A 22,615-nucleotide genomic window follows, 5' to 3' on the forward strand; every position below is an offset into this window, starting at 1 on the left:
AATTTAATGATCTAGCTACATCCAATTTTTCATATCAGCTCACCTTTGTACCATCAATTTAAATTAATAATAAAGTATGGAAACAAAGAAAGTATGGCTGGTAACAGGCGCCTCCAAAGGCCTGGGATTGTCATTAGTAAAAAAACTATTAGCTGCGGGCTACTCCGTAGCAGCTACTTCCCGCAATGTACAATCGCTGATCACCGCTATTGGCGAGCCTTCCGCGACATTCTTACCATTGGCAGTAAACCTCACTGATAACAACGACGTACAATCTGCTGTGGCCGAATGTCTCACTCATTTCGGACAGCTTGATATTGTTGTCAACAATGCCGGATATGGCCAGATTGGTACACTGGAAGAACTCTCTGATACAGAGGCTAGAGAAAATTTTGATGTAAATGTTTTCGGCGTGCTCAACATCATCAGGAATGTAATGCCACACCTACGCCAACAAAAGAAAGGGCATATCTTTAACATATCCTCTATCGGTGGCTACCATGGCGGATTTCCAGGATGGGCCATTTATCTTTCCACTAAATTTGCAGTAGCAGGCCTTACCGAATCCTTAGCAGCAGAAATAAAAGAATTTGGCGTACATGCAACCGTAGTATATCCTGGATACTTCCGCACCGACTTCTTAAGCAAAGACTCTGTATGCCGTCCAGAACATCCAATCGATGCCTATACTGCCGCCCGTAAGGCAGAACAGGTGCATATCGATGACATCAATCATCAACAACCTAATGACCCAGACAAAGCTGCAGATGTATTGATCGCCATTAGCAAGGAAGCTAACCCTCCTGTACACCTGTTCTTAGGAAAAGATGCTTATGAGCTGGTACAGGACAAACAAAGTATCCTTAATAAAGACGTAGAACAATGGAAAAATTATACTTTTTCCACCGCCTATTAATCACGACCTTTGCAGTAAAGAGTCATATATAGTTGTTGTTAAATTAACTAGTATGGATAATACATTCCGCTTTAATTCAATTGCCGAGTTTCATAGTTTTTGCCAGCTCCCTGGCCCTGACCATCCATTGATCAGCCTCATCGACTATAGTAAGGTTAATTATCCTAATGATATTGCCGAACTTAAATGGATTCAAAACTTTTATTCGATTGGATTAAAGCGGAATATTCAAGGAAGATTTAACTACGGTCAGCAACCATATGATTTCAATGCTGGTGTATTATGTTTTATATCACCATTACAGTTTCTCCGATTGGAAATTCAAACGGAAATAGAAGTGCAACCCAGCGGATGGTTACTATTAATACATCCTGATTTTTTATGGAATACACCGCTGGCTTCGAAATTAAAATCTTATGATTTCTTTCAGTATGCAGTCAATGAAGCGCTTTTTCTTTCTGACAAAGAAGAAAGTGTAATTGTGGATATTTTAAAAAATATCGAAAAAGAATATCAGTCCAATATTGATCGATTCAGCCAGGATGTAATCATAGCACAGCTTTCATTAATGCTGACGTACGCGGAACGGTTCTATGAGCGTCAGTTTATTACCCGTAAAAAATCAGGGCATGAGTTACTTGAAAGATTTGAAAAAGTATTAGATGAATATTTTGAAACAGGCAAATTGCTGGAAGAAGGTATTCCTACCGTTACTACTATCGCACAAAAATTAAACATCTCACCTAATTATCTTGGTACGCTTTTACGATTACAAACAATGTTTAACACTCAACAACATATACAGCGCAAGATGATTGATTACGCTAAGGAACGTCTGAGCAGCACTCAGCTTACAGTGAGCGAAATCGCCTATGAGCTTGGGTTTTCTCACTCACAATCTTTCAGCAAACTTTTCAAGCAAAAAACGAATCAGTCTCCATTGGAGTTCAGGGCTGCTTTTCAATAAAAAACACCAGCCAGCACTTAGAAAAATGCTGACTGGTAGTTATTAGTGAAATTAACTTTTGGGGATTGGTGGCAGCCATTCGCTCACCGATGGTACTGTCCGTCCGCCAGGACCTGCATTATTTCCGTTTCCATCTTGTGTCATCTGCCAGTTAAGTGTATACATGGTATGCCACATATCCACATTAATTGCGGCCGCGGGTACATTAGGAGTGGTTACCAGCAGGCTTCCAGCAGGAGCATTTTTGCCATACTTGTAAATGGCCATATTATAATCTGCCGGGGAGTCTCCGGAATTGTTATAATATAGCACAAACAGGAATGTAGACAAATTATCTCCAACAGCCACCATATCCAGATAAGCTCCTGATGTCGGTAGATTTAATATGGGTGAGGGTTTATTATCTACAGAAAAGCAACTAACTGGTTTTCCATTCAGATCAAAAGCCTGTATTCTTGCGAAGTTCAAATCTTCTGATCTTAGTTGTTCCAGTACCAGTATGGTGCCATCATATGAACAAGTAATGGCAACCGGGGTAAACAATAACCCAGGTCTACCTCCGCTTCCATTAAAGTCGAGTGCTTTCCCGGCAAAGCTAAGCGCCAGTGGGATGTTATCATCTGCGAGTCCATCATCTGGAGGAAGCGCAGTTATCATCATTTTGCAATACTTTTTGTTGATGGCTATTGCATGTTTACCGGGATGCAGCACAATAGCATCAGGAAAATATGGAAACCTGCCGTAACTAGGCTGGCCTTCGAGCACATTAAAAGTAGGAGACTTATCATCAAGTATCACTTTACGAAGATGGTATCCTCCATCCTTGTTTTGATCACCATCAGCTTTACGCGGATCAATGTAATAGCTGCCGAGATCCGGAAACGCGGGATCCGGTTCAGGGTTGTTATTACCATCCAATACGAACTGGCCATTATCCATTAAGAATTTCGGCGGGAAGCAATCATATACGAGTTGGGACAATCCTGAAAATGCACAGGTAGGGAACTTTACGTCGTTCATTGGCAGTTCGGGTATATCGACGTTCATAAAGGTATATAGCTGACCATCGGTTTTATTGATACAATCAGTAATGCCCAATCCTGCTGCCTTCCACGAAAAGCCGATCATTCGATGACGCTGGCTGATACAGAGTCCCGTCCATTCCGAGATGGCGTTTCCTGTCTGGCTGTTATTTGCATTCCTAAGTGTTCCTGTTGGATGTTGTGATTGCCGTAACCAACTATACTGGCTATTATAAGTTAGTATAGCAGTATGTTGATAAATAGATGTACTATTCAATGGGATTGGCTGTTGCAGGAGAAAAAGTGTAATCGTTGCGGTGTGATCTTCATCGTTTTCTAATATACCGGTTGTAGCTTTTCCGGCCATCCAATCATCGATATAGAAGTCTACCTCAAATTTCACCTTTCCTCCCAGGGTGTTAGTAAAACTTGACTTTAAGACTGCAGGATAATTGGAAGGGTCGAGCATAACAGGATCCGAGGTAATTGCAGGACGATTCTGTTCCTGATAAATCATTTTGGCAATATAGCTAGCTTTGGAGCCTTCAGGTACAGCAGGAAAAGCGCTACGGCGTGGATCTGGATGAATGGTAAGGCTGCTGGTAATGGTGGTAGCAATACTATTGGCAATCATCCATGGACAGTTAACTACTTCAATAATAGTTTGAGCCATTTGCGCTGCGTCTGCTGCGATATTGACGGCAAGCATAACCCATCCTGCAAATGGTATTTCATCTTCAATTTCTCCCTCTACGATAATCGTTTCGCACCATTCCAGCAGTCCGTCTGCAGATTTATCAAATATTATTTCACCAAGTGTGGCTAATAAATTCCAGTCAATCTTTTTATTCACCACCTTTTGATAAATAAATTCGCCGCCAAAATAGGTCAGTCCTAATGCTACAATAGGTACAATAAATTTACGATCCTTGAATAACTTGTAAGCAGGGAGCCAGGTTTGTGCAGTCACTCCAACGCCCAGAAAAAATGAAGGAACAACAAAATTCAGCAGGCATGTAGTAACACCTCCAATGATGGCACTCTTCGGAAACAAGTTGCTGCCTACACCCAGGCCACATCCATAAATCCTAGCCGAAACTGCTCCTTCAGGAAAGGTAATCTTTATAGTAAGCTCTCCGGGAAGCCCAGTAACAGGAACACCATAAACTGTTTCTACGGCCGATACCCAGCCTAAAAAGCGAAGGTTATCATAGTTCAGTCCGAGCCCATCAACCACAGTATCCGCATAACCATCATCATCCGGAAACCATACTGGCGTTTGCATATCGTTACCATCAGCATCTACAAACTGGATATAGGCACCCAGACAACGGATATAATAGTTTTTTAGCGTCAGCTCCACTTGTCGTTTAGTCGAATCCGTTACTGTAATGCTAGATTGCAGGCCATATGTTTCCGTTGTATCTGAAAGCGCTGCGGTCCAATTATCATCTTTTGATGCCAGCGAAGATGGTAGATAAATGCCTTGTTCTTTTGAGATGTTTTCACCGGCAGAGTGCACACTAACACCATCCTGAGCATGCCATGAAAAACCTTGTAACCGGGGATCATTTTTAGTACTCACTAATACAGCCGTCATGGCGTCGCCGGCCTTTTTCATAATATCATCAGTGGGTATCAAAGTTTGCTGCGTACCCAAACTACCAGCGTTAAAATTCACGTAATGCGCCCAACCTGAATTTGTTGCTGGAGGGCCTGCAGCCTTCATCTGATCGGCCAGATCAGAGATAAACTGATATGTATTGGTGGCTTTGTCTGGCGACATATGCTCTTTAATGAAAGCAGCCACCTTGGCATCGCCGGTGTTTAAATCGCCATGATGGGATATTAGCGATATAGCCGTGTCTACATAATGCGTTACATGTGATTTTACGGCAGGCTGTTTATTTGCAGCTAACGCTTCATTGCTGAGGGATGGAGTGACCAATATTGATACATGATGGATTCCATTTTTACCGGGCAATGTTTTCGTTTTATTCAAGTGCCTGACAGTATATCGGATTACCGACCCATGGGGTACTTCAACAGCATCTGCTGTGTAGTGGGTCAGTTCATGGTCCTGGAATATTTCCAGAGAAGGGAATTGTTTTCTTGCTTCAGCGCGGCTTTCTGCGGTATGCTCTGTAAGTGGATATCGCTTGCCCCTGATGAAAACCCAGTAATCTTCACCTGGTAATTTGTCGGAAAGATTGGAATGAAAGATATACAATTGCCCCTGGACGGGCGTTTCCGTTGACGATTTTTCGTTAGACATAAGAAATGGTTTTGAGGTTTGGGTTATTGAGAGAAGAATAAAAGTGCTTAAAATTGAATGGTCTGTCCTACTATTCCGGGAAATCCATCCTGACCATTTTGTCCGGAGCAACCTTTAGTGGAATTATAGGAGCTACTACCTCCTTTGCCGCCGCTTCCTGCTGTGCCCAGGTAAAAACCGTACTGGCCATTAACAGTAGCATTTCCTTTCAGGCCTATACATCCAGAAGGGCCACCATTTCCACCTGCGCCACCACCAGCACTCACAAGACCACCTCCTCCTTTGCCGCCGTTACTTCCAGCAGCAGCTGTAATAATCGAAGTAGTATCAATATTCAGTGTCGCATTGTCTAACATTACGCCAAAACTACCGCCACCCTGGAAGCCAGGAGCGCCCGGACATAACTCATAGCAGGGATCATTGGTACCTGAACCTCCTGCTCCGCCAGATATGCCAGACCATCCAAAAGGCAATGTGCAACAGGTTCCTTTCACATTACTACTGGCAGTACCGCCCGGGCCACAGTTTGCATAGTAGGCCCCATGGCACATAACGCAACATCCTGGCCCTGCTCCGGTAAATCCATCCCTCGCATTATAAGGGCTCCCTGCGTAAATATTTACATCATTGAATGTAATAGTTGTTCCATTATAGGCCAACAAAACAACATTAGCTACTGCAGTACCACCTTCAACACCATTCAGCATCAGATTGGAAAGAGTGACATTTGTATTCTGCTGGGAAATAATAAATATAGGCACCCCCATTATACCAGCAGTTATAGAAGTCTGATAAATCGTAGCCTCCCATTGGTAATCAGCATCTAATCCTCCAACTATTTCAACGTTCTTTTCTACATCAACAAATTCATCAACAACAAATGAATCAGATGCTAATCCTACGATGCCATTCGCAGGTGCAATCGAGACAGCGTACGATATGGATTTACAAGGGTTACCTGCTGTTCCACAACCGTTATTGTCTGCACCTCTAAGCGCTACATACACAGTATCACTGGCACTTTTTCTACCACTTTTTTGTTGTTTTATTTTAGGTGTTATAGGAGGAAGAAAAGATATCTTACTTAAGTCATCATTCTTCATAAACCTTTTCAGTTCATAAGGTAGCCTAGTATCCTGAAAGCTAGGAGGTGTACTACTTTTATCACCTCTAAGCAGGAGACTTGTGCCAAATTTCGCTTCTCTTAAATCACTCTTATTAAAGATGGTACCATTGAGATTAGCAAAAGTAAAAACCGCACGTTGCAGGGAAGCGCCTGTAAAATCGGCATAACTGAGATTTCCTTTTGAAAAATTCGCAGGACTTATATTACTGGCATTAATTTTTGCATTCCTGAATATAGTTTGTTGCATACTGGCATTATCGAACATCGCTCCATTCAACGTACAATTACTGAAGTTCGCATTATCCAGTTTCGCAAAAGAAAAGTTCGCATTTGTTAGGTCCTGACCACTGAAATCATGTCCTCTCAAGTCGCAGGAAGGGCATGTGTAGCGTGTTTGCGCCATTCCATGCATGCATATATTCATTAGAAGGAATATGGTTACATACAAATTTCGAGGATGCGTAAAGAGATGAACTATCTGGTTTTTCATAAAATAATATTTAGAGATTAACAATAGTCTGTGAGAAGATGACGTTATTATTTAGCGCGATTGCAGCCTACACCTGTGTTAACACCACACTTTGAGCTTTGCACAAAATCCCTTTCTTCAGGAGTTGAATCCAATCCTAATGTGGTACAATCGAAATCATGGTTGCAACCGATGTCCATATAACTGAGGAAACTATGGCCATTATTAAAGATCTTCTTTAAATTCCCAATGCTTTTCAGTGAATTATTCTGAAGGAAGATCGCCGTAAGAAAACTCATTTGGCTTAAGTTTCCCACCGATGTTAGCCTATTATTGGATAGATCCAGGTAGTTGAGATAAGTTTGCAACGTGAGGTTTAAAACAGAGAGTTGGTTAGAAGAAGCGTCCAGGAAATTAATGGCAGCATCCGGACAAATATTAATACCAGTCAATGCATTATCGGATGCATCGAGATAAGCAAGGAGCGAATCGACGGAGAGATCCAGTGTACCGGAAAGTTGATTATGCGCAAGTTTAAGCGCATTAACGGAAGGTAGCTTCACAAAAAAATCCGCCTTGGTAAGCTTATTCTGCGAAAGGTCCAGGGTACGTAGTGAGGTAAAGTTTTCCAATCCTCCGAGGTTGCTGATATTATGATCAGAAAGATCCAATGCCAGCACCTGCGCGGCCAGAGAGCGGGTAATCGGTTGAGGACTCTTTCCTTTGAACAGAAAATCAGTGATTGCTTTTTTCAGATTAGGGTCTGTAAATTTAATTACACCGGTAGTATCCTGACTATTGCTATTGCAGGTGGGCCTTGTCCATACAATCTCTGTATTATGTTGCTGGTTACAACGGTTGGTCTTCCACCCGGGAACGAGCCATTGCGCAGCCTTACATTTATCATAATCACCATTTGGGCAAGTGACCTTATTCGTCATCTTGGGAAATATTGTTGCCGAATAGCCATCATTATTGATGGTAATCGTTCCGCAATGATACCCGTCTACCTGTTGACAGCAGGAATCGGCTGGGATCATTACTGCATCAATAAAATTGGCTGATTGTACATCAGCACTAGTAAAGTCGGCCCCTCCTAACTGAGCACAGGAAAAATCAACGCCTGCTCCTCCCTTTACATTTTGAATGGTGGTACTTTGAAATTTTGCATTCTGCAATACGGCACCAGTAAACAAAACACCTTGCAGGTTGCTGCTGCTGAAATCTGCTGCGGGCATATCAGCATCCGTAAAGTTGGTGTTTTGCATGGTGGTATTACTAAACGATGTTTTAATTGCAAGGACATTACTAAATGTTACTGCATTTACCGCCGCGTTGCCAAAAGAGGAGTAGGAGATATCAGCACTACGAAAATCTGCAACATCCACGCTATCTGTCGATTGAAAATTGGCATAATTGAACGCGCAGCTATCCGCAGATGCGTTGAGTAAAGAAGCACCAGCCATCACTGCATAAGAGAAATTTCCACCATGCATGTTGGCATTATTCATAACAGCAGCTGTAAAGTCAGGCCTGTTGTTATCATTGCTATTATTACATTGAACGTAAGATAGATTGGCGTAGTTGAAATGTGTACCGATAAATTTCGTATTATATAAGATAGCCCCAGTTAGATTTGCATAGCTTAAATTGGAGCCGGAAAGATCCGCTCCTGTCATGGTGCAGTGCTGAAAATTAAAGCGTGAAAAATCATTCCCCCGTAGTATGGCGCCGGTAATATCCTTATTGGCAAAAGAGAAGGCAGCGGGAGTCATACCAGATATCCTGCTGTTACTGAGATCTGTATAAGACCAGTAAACAGTGGGCCATCGTGCAATAGGAAAACGGTTGAGGTCCAAAATAGTGCCCACAAATTTTGTTCTTATTCCATCGGAAGAGGACCTTATTACCATATTTAACCCAAACAACGCCCCTATCAGTTTTGCATTTGTAAAATTTGTAGCTGTTAAGGTCACATATTGCAGGTTAGCATCTGTCATGTCTGCATTCGTAAAGTTAGTATGATTCAGCGCGGCTGCTGCCAAGCTACAAGGACCTTTCTGTGAGCGGCCCATAACTGCACCTGTAAAGTCGGCATCACTTAAATCCATATTGGCAAACTGACATCCATTCAAAATAGAATTAACAAACTTTGCCCCTACCAAAGCATCTCTGTGCATGGTAGTAAAATTATGATTAGTAAGATCCTGACCAGAATAATCAAGGTACTTGTTGGAAGGTTTCGTATGCTGTGCCTGTACCTGAAATGCAAATAGACACAATACGATCGGTAACATTTTGAGGGTTTTCATATACGACAATTTTATTTATGCAGTAAGAATTATAACATTCTCTCACAACCGGCTTACTGGGCAACAAAGTAACAACGGAGTACAGTAGCCTCCGAATAAATAAAAAGAATGAAACGTATAATTTTAATCTGACAGTAAAGGTTTACATAGAGCAACAAACACAACTAATATTCCTGGTTATTGTCAGCATTGAAAAGTATCCAAATTTAATTAAAACAATAAAACAAAAACATTTCCAGAATAAAATTTTATAAAATAATAGTTAGAAAACCTAACATTATAATAAAAAAACAACACCACACCAACTATCACTTGATTAGCTCGTCAAAAAATATCTCAAAAAACGTCCACTAAAGAATTCAGGTGGCATACCACTATAGAAACAACTATCAAATATGCTATTATGGAAATTATGTTATTAATCATCTCTTCTAAAAAATGCAACTTATCAGATGGATCATAACGGCCATGACTATCTTATTTACCAATCTCCTTACCCAAGAAATATCAGGATATAGTTTTCGGGTAATAGATCTGGAAGAAATAAGCGTTACAAATATCATCCACGCGAAAAACATGGAACTTTGGCCCTGGTATTTGTTCTTTTCTTTTCTATTATTGTCACAAGGATTTTTATTAGCATCCATAATCCTGAAGAGCAATAAGCTGTGGTTAACTATCTTATTGGTAATCCTTCTTTTAAATTTCTTATTACATACAAACACACTGAGGTGGATAATTAATCGTGTCAGCTAAATGAGAAATAAGTGGTTTAAAACTTATCAAGATTACCCCCCATTTAAGTTGTAATCTATGCTGGTGTCTTTCTTTTCCAGAAGAATTATCGCATTTTTGCGCACGTAACCAAATTTAACCAAATGCATAAGTATCTGTACCTGGCATTACTATTGTTTGTAACGATTAACCTCAAAGCCCAGAAAGTAGTTGACTCTGCGGCAATAGAGGAAGAACAAATTAACGCCTATATCGACTCCCTACGCGGAGCTATGAAATACCAAACAGGCCTGGTTCAATTGCCAGGCGGTGAGGCAGAATTAAAAATTCCTGCTGGTTTCAAATTCCTGAATCAGTCTCAAAGTCAGTTTGTAATTGAAAAACTTTGGGGTAATCCTCCTGAAAATGCGGCTAAAGCATTAGGTATCTTATTCCCTGAAAAAGCAGACTGCTTCACAGAAAATAGTTATGTTTTCATTGTTGAATATGAAAACATGGGCTTCGTCAAAGATGATGACGCTGAGAAAATCAACTATGACGACATGCTGAAGCAAATGCAGAAAGAAGAAGTAGAGGAAAATAAAGAACGTCAGAAAAATGGTTTCTCCACCATTCACTTTGTTGGTTGGGCATCAAAACCTTTCTACGATAAAGAGCATAAAGTATTGCATTGGGCCAAAGAGATTCATTTTGGCGATGATGAAGAAAAGGCTAACACCCTTAACTATGAAGTTCGAATCCTGGGCAGAAAAGGCGTTTTATCACTGAATGCGGTTTGTTCTATGAAAGAACTGCCAATGGTGAAAGCTAATATTGATCAGGTGTTAAATATGGCTTCTTTTACAAATGGCAATACTTATGCTGACTTCGATCCTAAAGTAGATAAAATTGCAGCATGGACTATCGGCGGCCTCGTGGCTGGTAAGATCCTCGCTAAAGTTGGTTTCTTCGCAGTGATCCTGAAATACATCGGCGTACTCTGGAAATTCCTGGTAGTAGGTGTGATGGCGGTTATTGCTTTCATCAGAAAGAAAATTCTGGGTAAAAAAGACGAACCCACTTACGTGCCTAACAAAGAAGAACCAGTTGCTGCTAATGAAGAAGTTAACGAGAATACCCCTCCACAACTTCCTTCTTCAGAAGATCATAATGAAACGCCTCCACAGGCTTAATCAATATATTTTTTATAAGCAAGAAACCCACGGCATGTCCGTGGGTTTCTTGCTTATGGGAACTACATCCCGCTATATTTCTGTATACTTCACGGTTACGATCGGCGTTGTTTGTGTGATCTTTTTAAGATAAGGCTGATAGCGGAAAATATCTGATGCATCCTTATACGCAAAATCAAACTCCTGAATATACCCCGATGGGAAATTGCCACTGCGATCCAGCAGTTCGCTGAACTGTGCCTTGTAAGCTTTTCGTTGTTTTTCTTTCAACACCGTTTTCCAATGCTTCATAGCTGCATATCTTGATAACTTTCTTCCGGCGCCATGTGAGCAGGAGTTAAGCGCGTCTTGCGCCTGGGACGGGTTATGGATCGTTACCAGCAAACTACCTCTGGACATCGACAACGGAATAACCGCCACTTTGCCTTTTTCCAGCTCTGTACTGCCTTTGCGATGAATAATATGTCCATCAGTAAAGCGCAGATGATTATGCACGGAATCTGAAAGCAAAAAGGGTGTTCCATTCAATGTTCCTTCTGATACCATATCCTTATAATTTTTAGCAAGATAATCGCCTGGTATGGCCTCCTTTTCACATCGGATATAATTAGCCTGTTGTAAAAAAATTAAAGTTTTTATACAGAAATTCTTACGACGTTGATAACCAAATGCCAACGTCTCATCATAATATCTCACAAAATCTTCTCCTGGAAAATCTTTGTGAATAAAATCTACTTGTTGCCCATAGACTTGTGAAAAATCACGCGTGAGCTGCAAACAATGCTGATACAGCGCTATTCCTCTGTCGCGGGTACCGGTATGACAAACGATATAAATCGCCTGTTCATCTTCTTCAATAGAGAGAAAATGATTACCGCCACCGAGGCCATCGTCGGTCATTTTGGTATGAGCCAGTTGAAAGGCTTTATAATGGGCCTTCTTGTCGAAGGGCTTCAACCAATGTTCCTTGCTGATCCGAAGATACATCACACCACAACCGATATCTTTACCGGTGATGAGTGGATAAAAATAATCCGTGGTACGAAAAGCGACACCTACGGGTAAGGCCTTTTCATCACAGTAATGAATATCCGTAAATGCTCGGATACTGTCCAGGAAAGGTTTTTGGGCATACTGCCTCAGCTGCTGCATAGCATTCTCTTCAATGCTTTGGGCATCGCAATAGAATCCAATAGATTCCATATTCCTTATTTTATGTAAAAAAAGATTAGTTCGTGGGGCTTGGTAGGAACATCTGCCCCGTTCAGAGATGTCAGCAGCCTGTTACAGGCGGGGCAAAGATAGTAAGAAATCTGTTATGCAAGCATTATTAATATAATGCTATCTATTTTAAGAGCTTAATCTTCCAAAAAATTTGATTAACTTTTCAGTCTGAAATTAGAATAATGACTGTAAAGTTTTTATTACTATTAGCCTATATTTTCGCGAATTAATCCAGGGGTGTATCAATTTGATACGCCCTTTTTTATTTTATAAAAAACAAACAGGGAGCCTTTATGGGCCCCCTGTTGTTTTCTAAGAGTTGGTGGTTTGATTTATACTAAACGGACATTAATGTGAGTTCTGTGTCAGACGTCCGTCGCCATAAGCGATCGCGGTCTGAGAGAACGGCATGATCCACAGATGTGAATCTGGTGCTATGGAATAGGTGTTTGTTCCTTCAATTTTAGTGATAGTAGTCTTATACACAGGGTCTACGTTAAAGCGGCGGTAATCCAGATATATCATGCCGGTACCACGGTATTCGCATCTCAGCTCTCTGCGGATCAGCGCGATCGCTTCTGCTTCTGTAGTTGCTACTGCATCCTGATACAAAGTAGTGATGATACGTTTACGACGAACAGTATTCAGTGCATCCATAGCGCCTTGCAGATCACCAGAACGAGCCAGGCACTCTGCTTTGATGTAATACATCTCTGGGGTACGGATACCTCCAACATTCACATCGTCCAGTCGGCGGTAAGATAAAATCACTTCCTGGCTGACTGTTCTTGCTGCAAAGTTTACTTTCAGACGTGCATCTCCTTTATCATACAATACGCTGTCCTTCGCTTTAATAAACGAAATATAGAATCCTTGTAATCTTGCCATAGAACCGCCATAGTTGAAGACGTAGTTCTCAGGGTTTTTGAATTCATATTTAGGAATAGTGATAGAAGGACTGGTACCGTCAGCAAGTGTTTTATTATCCATGTAATACTGCACGAAGTCGAACAGCTGGCTATTGGATTTCAGTGCATTATTAGCGGCTTCCTGGGCTTTCGTATAGTCACGCTGGAACAGGTATACTCTTGCCAACAAACCATAGCCTGCTGCCTTAGTGGCAAACAGTGCGTTGATAGAAGTTTCTGGCAATGCTTTCAGCGCTTCATTGGTTTCGCTGATGATGAAATCGTATACTTCTTTTACGGAAGACTGATTCAGCTTTTGCTCCATGGCATCGCTGGTGTTGATCAACACACCTTTATCGGTAGCCGCAGTAGATGCATCATAAGTTTTAGCATAACTGTTTACCAGGTAGAAGTAATGCAATGCTCTTGATAAACGTGCTTGTGCAATCAGGACGGCTTTCTGGTCGGCAGTACCGGTAGTAGCTTCGTTTACATGATTGATCAATACATTATGTACAAAGATGCTGCTGTATGCTTCGTTATAGCCTGCATCTTGCTGCAGGTATTGTAAACGGTCGTTTGTTGCCAGCCAGTTATAATTGATGGTGGTAAGGTTTACGTTTACCTGGCTGCTTTGCAGCATACCCCACTCATTGGCTACATAAGCCTGGTTGGCGTAATCCATGTAATGCGCATTACCCGCTTCCAGTAAGGCTTTGTAGTCTTCCAGGGTCTGAGGAATTTTCTGACCTTTGGGTACTATATCAAGATATTTTGTACAGCTTGTAGCCGCTGTTAAGGCAGCTCCGCACAATATCAGTTGAATTAACTTTTTCATTTTCTAATCTTTACTGCCAGTTATTAAATAGAAATATTGAGACCGAAGTTATAAGTTGGCATGTTAGGCAAACCGCGGCTGGCGCTACCACCACCGAATGAACCGGCTTCTGGATCCAGATGCTCACCATTGAAGCTGATGTAGAACAGATTATCTACCTGCGCACGGATTCTTGCATTTGCTACTTTCACACGCTGTAACCATGCTTTAGGCAGATTATAGCCAAGGGTGATGCTTCTTGCTTTAATGAAAGAAGCGCTTTTCACGTTAGCATCACTGTATAACCAGTAACCATTACGGTAATTATTGCTAGGTGTATATTCCCAGTTGATTTTTGGAATATTGGTAGTCAGCTCGTCGCCTGGTTGCTTCCATGCATTGGAGATACCTGCCATTGGTGTACCAGAAGGGAAACTGCCGTTCATATAAGGTACTTCCACTCTCATCACATGTCCGGCATTATACACGAACATTACAGACAGGTCGAATTGTTTATAGCTAACGTTGTTGATTAATGCGCCAGAATATTTAGGAACATAAGTACCCAGGTTATGAACTACGTTTACAGCAGTGATATTTTTATCAGTTGCTTTACCGTCTGCACCGATGATTTGTGGTTCGCCGGTGTTAGTCAGTCCTGCATAGTAGTAGCCATATACACTTTGGTAAGGATCACCGGTAACATAATAACCACTTACGTTAGGAACCAGATCGGACGCCATTTTCGGCGTATAATCCACACGGGTAACAGTGTTCTTGTTGAAGGAGTTATTCACGGTGATATCCCAGTTCAGGTTGCGATTTCTCATTACATTTCCTCTTAAAGAGAGTTCTACACCCTTGTTCTGCATTGCACCGTTATTCACATAAGCAGTAGTGAAGCCTAATGCAGGATCAATTGTTTTGCTCGCCAGCAGGTCATTACTATTTCTAACATAGAAATCCATAGTACCAGACAACCTGTTTTTCAATACAGCAAAGTCGAAACCGATGTTGCTGGAAGTAGTTTTTTCCCAGCGCAGGTTTGGATTTGGTGGTGTATAAATACTACCACTCATATTTCCTGTCAGTGAGCTTACACCGTAAGTTGCCACCATGAAAGGACCTGCGTTCTTAGCAACGTTACCGTTGATACCGTAGGAAGCTCTCAATTTCAGCATATTTAACCAGGTAAGGCCAGACATAAAGTTTTCTTTAGTCATAATCCAGCCACCACCTATTGACCATAGAGGACGATATTGATATCTAGGGTTAGTACCAAAGAGGTTAGAAAGGTCGTAACGCATACTTCCTGATAACAGGTACTTATCATCATAAGTATAGCCGAAGTTACCATAGAAAGAAAAATACCTGTTTGTATTTTCTCTGAAGCTGTTCAGACTACCGGCGCTCAGTGAAGAGCGTTTAGTATTCAGACCTACCACGCCCACTGCAAGGTCTGCAGAGTTGATTGGCATATAAGTCATCGTCAGCGGATCATAACCATATACAGCAGCGAAATCTCTGTTAGCTTTCACTTCACGGGTTTCAGAACCTAACACCGCAGTAAAGTCATGTACTTTAGAGAAAGTATGATTGAAGTTCATCTGTTGGCGGAAGGTATAGCTACGTGTATTAGCAGTCATGCTTCTGAATGCATCACCTACAGGTAGCTTCCAAATTACGTTCCCTTTAGTATCCAGCGCAGAGAAAGAGTTGAACATATCATGCATGTATGCAGATTTCTGACTCAGCAGTTGTTCTGTTTTGTTGTTATTTCTTTCGTACTGGAACATTACATCATAGTTAAACCAGGATGTAATTTTAGCATTCAGGCGCAGGTTAGCTCTTGCATCCAGGCCTTTTGTAGTCTGCGTATTATAATTCAGCTCATCTGCAATATTTCTATCGATAGAATACAGATTATACTTTGCATACAGCAGTTTATCTGCAGCAGTTTGTTTATTGCGAAGGGTAGTAACATTGCCGTTAGCATCGTAAATAGATTCATACGGCTGTAAATTGTTCAGGTAAGAAGTAGGAGAACCGTTGTCTGACTGGCCATCAGGCGCTTTATTATCAGTATAGTTCAGGTAGATACCCACATCTGCTTTCAGCCATTTGGTAAGATCTGTGGAGTTACGCATGTTAACACCCAGATAGCTGGAACGATCTGTTTTAGTATATCCCTGAGAGTTACGATAGGTAGCAGAGAGATTGAAGATATTAGATTCACTTGCCTTACCCACAGACATATTGAACTGTTGGTTTGTTTTCAGGCGTGTAAACTCATCAATAATCTGTTGGTTATACTGACCACCTTTGCTGCGCATAACAGCCAGCTGTGCATCTGCCTGAGCACGGGTGATCTTACCTTCAGCCACTTGCAGGAGCAGGTCCAGCGCAGGAGTAGCAATACCAGCACCATCTCTCAAACGAGTAACTTCTGCAGCAGGATTACTTTTAATATATGGATTGTTATCATAGTAATCTACCACCAGGTCAATTACTTCGTTGGCGTTAGCACGTTTATAATAATCCAGGTTATATTTAGGAGATACCGCGTAGTCAGCAGAGAAGCTTAGCTGCGCTTTACCTGATTTTGCTTTTTTAGTAGTAACCACTACTACACCATTTGCTGCGCGGGCGCCATAGATGGAAGCCGCAGCCGCATCTTTCAGTACAGTAATGCTTTCAATATCTTCCGGGTTGATATTAGGAATACCTTCTGTAAGCGTACCGTTGGTATTATAATAAGTATTTTCAACAGGGAAACCATCAATTACATATAATGGATTGTCGGTAGCATTGAAAGTACTTTTACCGCGGATAGTGATATCGCCTCTGTAGCTCACCACACCTGGCAGGTTACCTTCCAGTACTTGTGCAAGGCTGGTCACACGGCGTTTTTCGAAGTCGGTGGATTTAATAGTAGCGAAAGAACCGGTAGCGCGCTCTTTGGAGAGTGTCTGGTAACCGGTAACTACCACTTCATTCAGGACTTTGTTTTTCATTACTACATTCAGGTTACGGGTAGAGCCTTGCAGCAATACTCTTTCGCGTTCCATACCGGTATAGTTGAAAACCAGCAGTGGGGTTTCTTTAGGAATGTTGATGGTATAACGGCCGTTGTTATCAGTAACCGCCCAGTATTTACCACTTTCAGTCTGAACGTAAACACCTGGCAGCGGCGACTTTGTATCATCCGTTACCATACCAGTAATATGGATAATTGTCAGTGTGACATTTCCATTTTCATCATAGGTTTTGTACTTAGCCAGTTCTGGCGACAGGGTTGCATCCTGGATGGTTTTCTTAGTGCGTGGAACAATATTATAATGATTATTGCTCACATACAGGAAATATAACTCCGGATATAATACAGCCTTCAAAACCTCTTCTACAGGGCGTTTGGAGATTGTGTTTACATCGACGGTGGTTGTTTTTCCATTTACCACTGAACTTTCATACATGAAAGTGGTGCCATAAATTTTGGTTACCTTGTCCAATGCTTCTTTCACAGAATACACTTTCTTCTGTGCGTTGGCATAGGTACAGGTGACTAACAGTACGCATAGGTACAGCAAGCCCCGTAGGCTTTGTCTGGTACAAATCCTCATTGATCTTGGTTTTTAAAAAGTGTTTAATACCCCCGTTGACTATTATTCTTAAAAGTCAGCGTATCATTGTTCTTTTCGATGGTAACACCTAAAGTCGCCTGTAATTCAAATATCACAGTGTTGATATTTCCCAGGGAAAGTGTTCCTTCTGTCGACCGGTTGACAATGGATGAATCTTGGAGGATAATGGTATAGCCATATGTATCCCGCAATGTTTCAATAATTTCTTTAACAGAGGTATTCCTGAGCTGCATTTTATTTCCCAGCCAGGCCACAGCGGCCTCGTTGCCGGGATTAGCTCTGATAAGCGTTAGCTTTGTTGCATCATAGTTGGCTTTGTCTTCTGGTGTCAGAATAACTGACTGCTGACGTTCCTTTGATACTACCTTGACCTTACCTGATTGTAGGTAAACTTCGGTTTTTTCTCTACGACTCTTAATATTGAATACTGTTCCTAATACTTCTACATCTATGTTTCCGGCATGCGCGATAAACGGAAATGCCTTGTGTGTTGCCCGTACATTAAAGAGGCCTTCGCCCTCCAACCAAACCTCTCGCTTACCTTCTTTCCACGGGTGATACCTCAAAACAGAATTACCATTTAATGTTACCAGCGTAGAATCCGGAAGGGTAACCTTTACCATTTCTCCATATGCTGAAGTAACAACGATGGTCCTGTTGACATATTTATATAATCCTCCTACAATGGCTAGTGGCAACACTACAGCTGCTGCTGCGTAAATCCACCATTTTGGCCGCGAGGCAATTGGATATATATTTTTTTCTGTTGATATTTCTGTGAGAATATTATCCCAAATGGCCGACTTTAATCCAGTAGGCGCCTTTATACGCTCCAGCCTATAAATCCCTTCCACTATGGCTTTAGCCTCCAGCATTATCACTAAATTTGCTGGTGCCGATGCCTGCCATGATTCCCACCTGGCACAGCTTTCCGGCCGGGCATTCTTTACCCAATCCAGAAAATCCGCATCTTCCAGAAATTCTTCTTTAGAAAATAAATGATACGCTTTATCCAATATCCATTTTCGTTAGTACCACAAATGCAATCACAGGATGTAAAAAATCGTCCCGTGTTTAAATAGAACACAAGGATTTTACAAAACACCCCACTTTTTTTTAATTTTTTTAATTTTTATTAAATGAATTTTTAACTCAATTGTTTTTATATTTTTACGACTGCATTTATATCCTTATATCATATCAGCCAAAACTATAATAGCCAACTACCACCAACGGCTACGCTGATTTTTTTTGTACATTTAATGCGAAGAAGTTGGGACATGGATCTTTCATCTGCATCTGATATTGCGCTCTGGGAAGCATTACAACAAAGCAACGAACAGGCATTTGCTGAAATTTATGATCGGTATTTTGACCGGTTATACGAATATGCTATTCGCCTCCATCAAGATGAAGACCTCGTAAAAGACGTTATCCAGGAGCTATTCATCAAATTATGGACAAACAGAGCAACCCTCAGTGCCACGGTAGACCTGCGCCCATACCTCTTTGTAGCGCTTCGCAGCACCCTCTATAACCGCCTTCGCCCACGGCGAAATGTTACGCTGGTGGCCTTTGATAAAGAACAACACGACTTCCTCGCGCACTTCTCTTACGAACAAACATATATTAATAAAGAACAGGTAAAAGCGCAACAACAACAGCTCACAGATGCCCTCAACCAGCTAAATAACCGGCAAAAGGAAATTATATACCTTAGATATTTCGAAGAATTAGATTATGAACAGATAGGACAAATTATGGATATCTCCGTAAAAGGAGCCTACAAACTCGCTGCCAGAGCCCTGAAGAGCATGCGCGACCTACTACAGGTTTCTACTGGCACACTGCTCATCATGCTCGCCGCTTATAAAATTCATCGTAACGAAAATTAATCAGGACTCCTTTATTCTTCTCCCCATACCGTAATCACCAGACTCCTGGCGCCACCATCATTCCTGTGTTCACATAAATAAATACCCTGCCAGGTGCCAAAGGCAAATCGGCCATTATGCACAGGAATCATCACAGAACTCCCCAACAAAGAGGCTTTCAGATGTGCTGGCATATCATCCGATCCTTCATAGTCATGCTCATAATCAGGATCATTCTCCGGCACCACCTTGTTGAAATAAGTCTCGAAATCCACACGCACCGTAGGATCTGCGTTTTCATTAATGGTCAATCCCGCAGAAGTATGCTGAATAAACACCTGGCACATACCCATCCGGATACGCGCCAACTCCGGCATCGCCTGGATTATTTCTGCCGTAATAAGATGAAATCCACGCGCCCTGGGCCTCAGCCTCACGCCTTTCTGATATATCTTCATTAGTGCCACTTTTACCTAAAATTAAAAAATGTAACTTTAAACAGTCCTGGATACCTGTCTGCATTTGAACACCGTTGTCTCAAAACCGGACATTATCCCCATGAACCGGAGCAGCTAAATTATTGATAATCATCATCAATACAATACGGCATCTCCTTTGATTTCCTTCTGGCATGATACACAATTATCTGAAAATAGCCTTCCGTAACCTCTGGAATAACAAGGCTTTCACAGCAATCAATATAACGGGACTGGCTATAGGAATAGCCACCAGCCTGATTATATTATTGTATATCAGCCACGAATTAAGCTACGACCGCTTCAATAAAAGAGCCGGTGATATCGTACGCGTGGTCTTCCGTGGTCATGTGAAAACAGAAACCATGAAAGAATCTCATGTCTTTCCACCTGTAGCCCAAACCCTGAAAAATGAATGCCCCGAAATAGAGGAAGTAGTACGTATCAAGCAGGTTGGTGCACCGATGGTCAACTATAAAGAGAAATCTTTCGAAGAAAATAACTTCGCCCTTGCCGATGCCTCCATATTTAAAGTATTTACAATACCGCTGCTGAGCGGCGATCCCAATACCGCCCTCACCGAACCTAATACAATCGTTATATCAAAAGCCACAGCTACCAAATATTTTGGCGATCAAAACCCAATTGGGCAGATTCTACACTTCAAAAATGAAAGCCAGGATGTAAGAATAACAGGTGTATATAATAATATACCGGACAATGCACACTTTCACTTTGATATGATTGGATCTCTGGCCGGTTTTGCAGATGCCTCCTCCAATTCCTGGATGACCTCCGGTTATCGAACCTATTTGCTGTTGCGTCCCGACAATGACTACCACCACCTGCAAGCCAAACTACCGGCTATCATGGATAAATACATGGACCCACAAATGCAACAAGCCATGCATATGAACCTGAAAGAATTCAGGGCAGCAGGAAATGATGTGGGCATCTACCTGCAACCCTTAACAGATATTCATTTGCACACTGATTTCCCTGATGAAATAGAGCCATCCGGAGATATTAAATACATCTATATCTTCGGCGCTATCGTACTGTTCATGATCCTCATCGCCTGTATCAACTTCATGAACCTCACTACCGCCAATGCAGTAGGCCGTGTAAAAGAAGTGGCCATGCGCAAGGTGTTGGGTGCTCCAAAAATCAGACTGGTGGCGCAATTCCTGTTGGAATCCATCGCTATTACACTAATAGCAACACTACTGGCGGGTATCCTGGCAGTTATACTGTTACCATCGTTTAATCAACTGGCACAACGAAACTTAAATATCTCTGGTCATGACCTGTTTTGGCTGATTCCAGGCTTATTCCTTTTTGCTATCCTGGTAGGTGTCTTTGCTGGCAGCTATCCATCCTGGTTCCTGTCATCCTTTAAACCCGATGCTGCACTGAAACGCAGCTTTACTCCAGGAGGTAAACAAGGTAACCGTCTTAGAAGTGGCCTTGTAGTATTCCAGTTCTTTATCTCTATTACCCTCATGGTAAGCACGGTGGTCGTATATAAACAGTTATCTTATATACAACATAAAAAACTCGGTTATAATAAAGATCAGGTTATTATTCTCAACCAGGCCGACCGGCTCAGTCCAACCACTTTGGCACATTTGCGTAGTAACATCCAGCAAGATGCCCGGGTAGCCGATGTCACTATCTCGGGTTTTATACCTTCCGGACCTAGTTATAACAATAACTTCTTCATTTTTGAAAATGGAACCAGCGCTCAGGTAAAAACGATTTGTTATGAAGTAGACGAACATTATATCCCAGTGATGGGCATGACTATAGCTGCAGGCCGTAATTTCTCTCCTTCTTTTTCTACCGATTCTTCCGGCGTAATAATAAATCAGTCCACTATAAGGGCTATGGGCTGGACAGGGAATGTGTTAGGTAAAACTTTCAGACACCTGAATAATGAAGGCATCGGCAAAGAATATCATGTTGTTGGTATCGTCAATGACTTCCACTTCAGATCTATGCACAGTCTCATTTCTCCATTGGTCATGGTGCTGGGCCAGGGTTATGGCAATATTCTTATTAAGGCTAATAACAGCGACATGTCTGGCCTTTTGACCACATTGAAAAATGAATGGAAACAGCTCAATGTAGATATACCTTTTAGCTATTCTTTCCTGGATCAGCGTTTTGAAGACACCTATAAATCAGAAGCCAATGTTGGCCGCATCCTGGCCATATTTGCGGGCCTCACCATATTTGTGGCGTGTTTAGGAGTATTCGGACTGGCTACCTTCACTGCCAAGAAACGTAGCAAAGAAATTAGTGTGCGGAAAGTATTGGGGGCAAGTGTTGCCAGTATAATAACTATGCTGTCAGCAGAATTCCTGAAGCTGGTAGTCATCGCCTTTGCTATAGCCGGCCCCGTGGCATGGTATATCATGCACAACTGGCTGCAAGGCTTTGCTTACAGAGTACATATCAGCTGGTGGATATTCCTGGTGTCCGCACTTACAGCTATTATTATAACATTATTAACTGTCGGCACACAGGCTATCAAGGCAGCCATTGCCAATCCTGTGAAAAATTTAAAAGCCGAATAACGTTTCTCAGCCTAGATTCATAATAAAGCGCATGTACCTCTCTGGCATGTGCGTTTTTTTTTTATTGATTATCAGGCGCGAAAAAAAATTTTAAAATTTTCT

At 41.7% G+C, this 22,615-nt stretch carries 13 protein-coding genes; 5 read left to right on the top strand and 8 right to left on the bottom strand.

What is annotated here, in order from left to right:
• The first annotated feature begins 76 nt into the window (after positions 1 to 76).
• Together ACE38W_RS08435 and ACE38W_RS08440 are read left to right on the top strand one after the other, a co-directional pair.
• A complete protein-coding gene (locus ACE38W_RS08435; protein ID WP_375830047.1) occupies positions 77 to 916 on the top strand; it encodes an SDR family oxidoreductase in 840 nt (279 codons plus the stop codon).
• A gap of 52 nt (positions 917 to 968) precedes the next feature.
• Positions 969 to 1,883: a helix-turn-helix domain-containing protein gene (locus tag ACE38W_RS08440; RefSeq protein ID WP_375830049.1), complete on the top strand. Its 915-nt coding sequence runs from the start codon at positions 969 to 971 to the stop codon at positions 1,881 to 1,883.
• A gap of 51 nt (positions 1,884 to 1,934) precedes the next feature.
• On the opposite strand, the gene ACE38W_RS08445 is transcribed toward ACE38W_RS08440, so the two are convergent.
• From ACE38W_RS08445 to ACE38W_RS08455, 3 genes are read right to left on the bottom strand one after another with little or no spacing between them, the layout of a single operon-like run.
• Complete coding sequence (locus tag ACE38W_RS08445; protein WP_375830050.1) at positions 1,935 to 5,180, bottom strand: hypothetical protein; 3,246 nt, start codon at positions 5,178 to 5,180, stop codon at positions 1,935 to 1,937.
• A 47-nt stretch (positions 5,181 to 5,227) separates the two neighbouring features.
• Entirely contained in the window at positions 5,228 to 6,796 is a 1,569-nt protein-coding gene (locus ACE38W_RS08450) for a pentapeptide repeat-containing protein (RefSeq protein WP_375830052.1), read from the bottom strand.
• Between the two features lie 47 nt (positions 6,797 to 6,843).
• Positions 6,844 to 9,087: a pentapeptide repeat-containing protein gene (locus ACE38W_RS08455; RefSeq protein WP_375830053.1), complete on the bottom strand. Its 2,244-nt coding sequence runs from the start codon at positions 9,085 to 9,087 to the stop codon at positions 6,844 to 6,846.
• Between the two features lie 878 nt (positions 9,088 to 9,965).
• Between ACE38W_RS08455 and ACE38W_RS08460 the strand changes: the two genes are divergently transcribed.
• Entirely contained in the window at positions 9,966 to 10,994 is a 1,029-nt protein-coding gene (locus tag ACE38W_RS08460; protein WP_375830054.1) for a DUF2167 domain-containing protein, read from the top strand.
• A 72-nt stretch (positions 10,995 to 11,066) separates the two neighbouring features.
• Here the strand turns inward: ACE38W_RS08460 and ACE38W_RS08465 are convergent, their stop codons facing one another.
• The 4 genes from ACE38W_RS08465 to ACE38W_RS08480 form a co-directional block, all read right to left on the bottom strand.
• The gene (locus ACE38W_RS08465; protein WP_375830055.1) at positions 11,067 to 12,197 is read right to left on the bottom strand and encodes an RtcB family protein; all 1,131 of its coding nucleotides are present in this window, start codon (positions 12,195 to 12,197) and stop codon (positions 11,067 to 11,069) included.
• A gap of 369 nt (positions 12,198 to 12,566) precedes the next feature.
• The gene (locus ACE38W_RS08470; RefSeq protein WP_375830057.1) at positions 12,567 to 13,964 is read right to left on the bottom strand and encodes a RagB/SusD family nutrient uptake outer membrane protein; all 1,398 of its coding nucleotides are present in this window, start codon (positions 13,962 to 13,964) and stop codon (positions 12,567 to 12,569) included.
• Positions 13,965 to 13,987: 23 nt separating this feature from the next.
• A complete protein-coding gene (locus tag ACE38W_RS08475; protein WP_375830058.1) occupies positions 13,988 to 17,563 on the bottom strand; it encodes a SusC/RagA family TonB-linked outer membrane protein in 3,576 nt (1,191 codons plus the stop codon).
• A 23-nt stretch (positions 17,564 to 17,586) separates the two neighbouring features.
• Positions 17,587 to 18,600: a FecR family protein gene (locus tag ACE38W_RS08480; protein WP_375830060.1), complete on the bottom strand. Its 1,014-nt coding sequence runs from the start codon at positions 18,598 to 18,600 to the stop codon at positions 17,587 to 17,589.
• Positions 18,601 to 18,864: 264 nt separating this feature from the next.
• On the opposite strand from ACE38W_RS08480, the gene ACE38W_RS08485 reads away from it, so the two are divergent.
• Entirely contained in the window at positions 18,865 to 19,479 is a 615-nt protein-coding gene (locus ACE38W_RS08485; protein WP_375830061.1) for an RNA polymerase sigma factor, read from the top strand.
• Between the two features lie 11 nt (positions 19,480 to 19,490).
• Here the strand turns inward: ACE38W_RS08485 and ACE38W_RS08490 are convergent, their stop codons facing one another.
• Positions 19,491 to 19,916, bottom strand: coding sequence for a secondary thiamine-phosphate synthase enzyme YjbQ (locus ACE38W_RS08490; RefSeq protein WP_375830062.1), 426 nt, complete (start codon positions 19,914 to 19,916; stop codon positions 19,491 to 19,493).
• A gap of 173 nt (positions 19,917 to 20,089) precedes the next feature.
• Between ACE38W_RS08490 and ACE38W_RS08495 the strand changes: the two genes are divergently transcribed.
• Positions 20,090 to 22,513 (top strand): ABC transporter permease, encoded by a 2,424-nt coding sequence (locus ACE38W_RS08495; protein ID WP_375830063.1) that lies wholly within the window; start codon positions 20,090 to 20,092, stop codon positions 22,511 to 22,513.
• Positions 22,514 to 22,615: the final 102 nt, after the last annotated feature.

Source organism: Chitinophaga sp. Hz27 (assembly GCF_042263525.1).
Lineage (GTDB): Bacteria > Bacteroidota > Bacteroidia > Chitinophagales > Chitinophagaceae > Chitinophaga.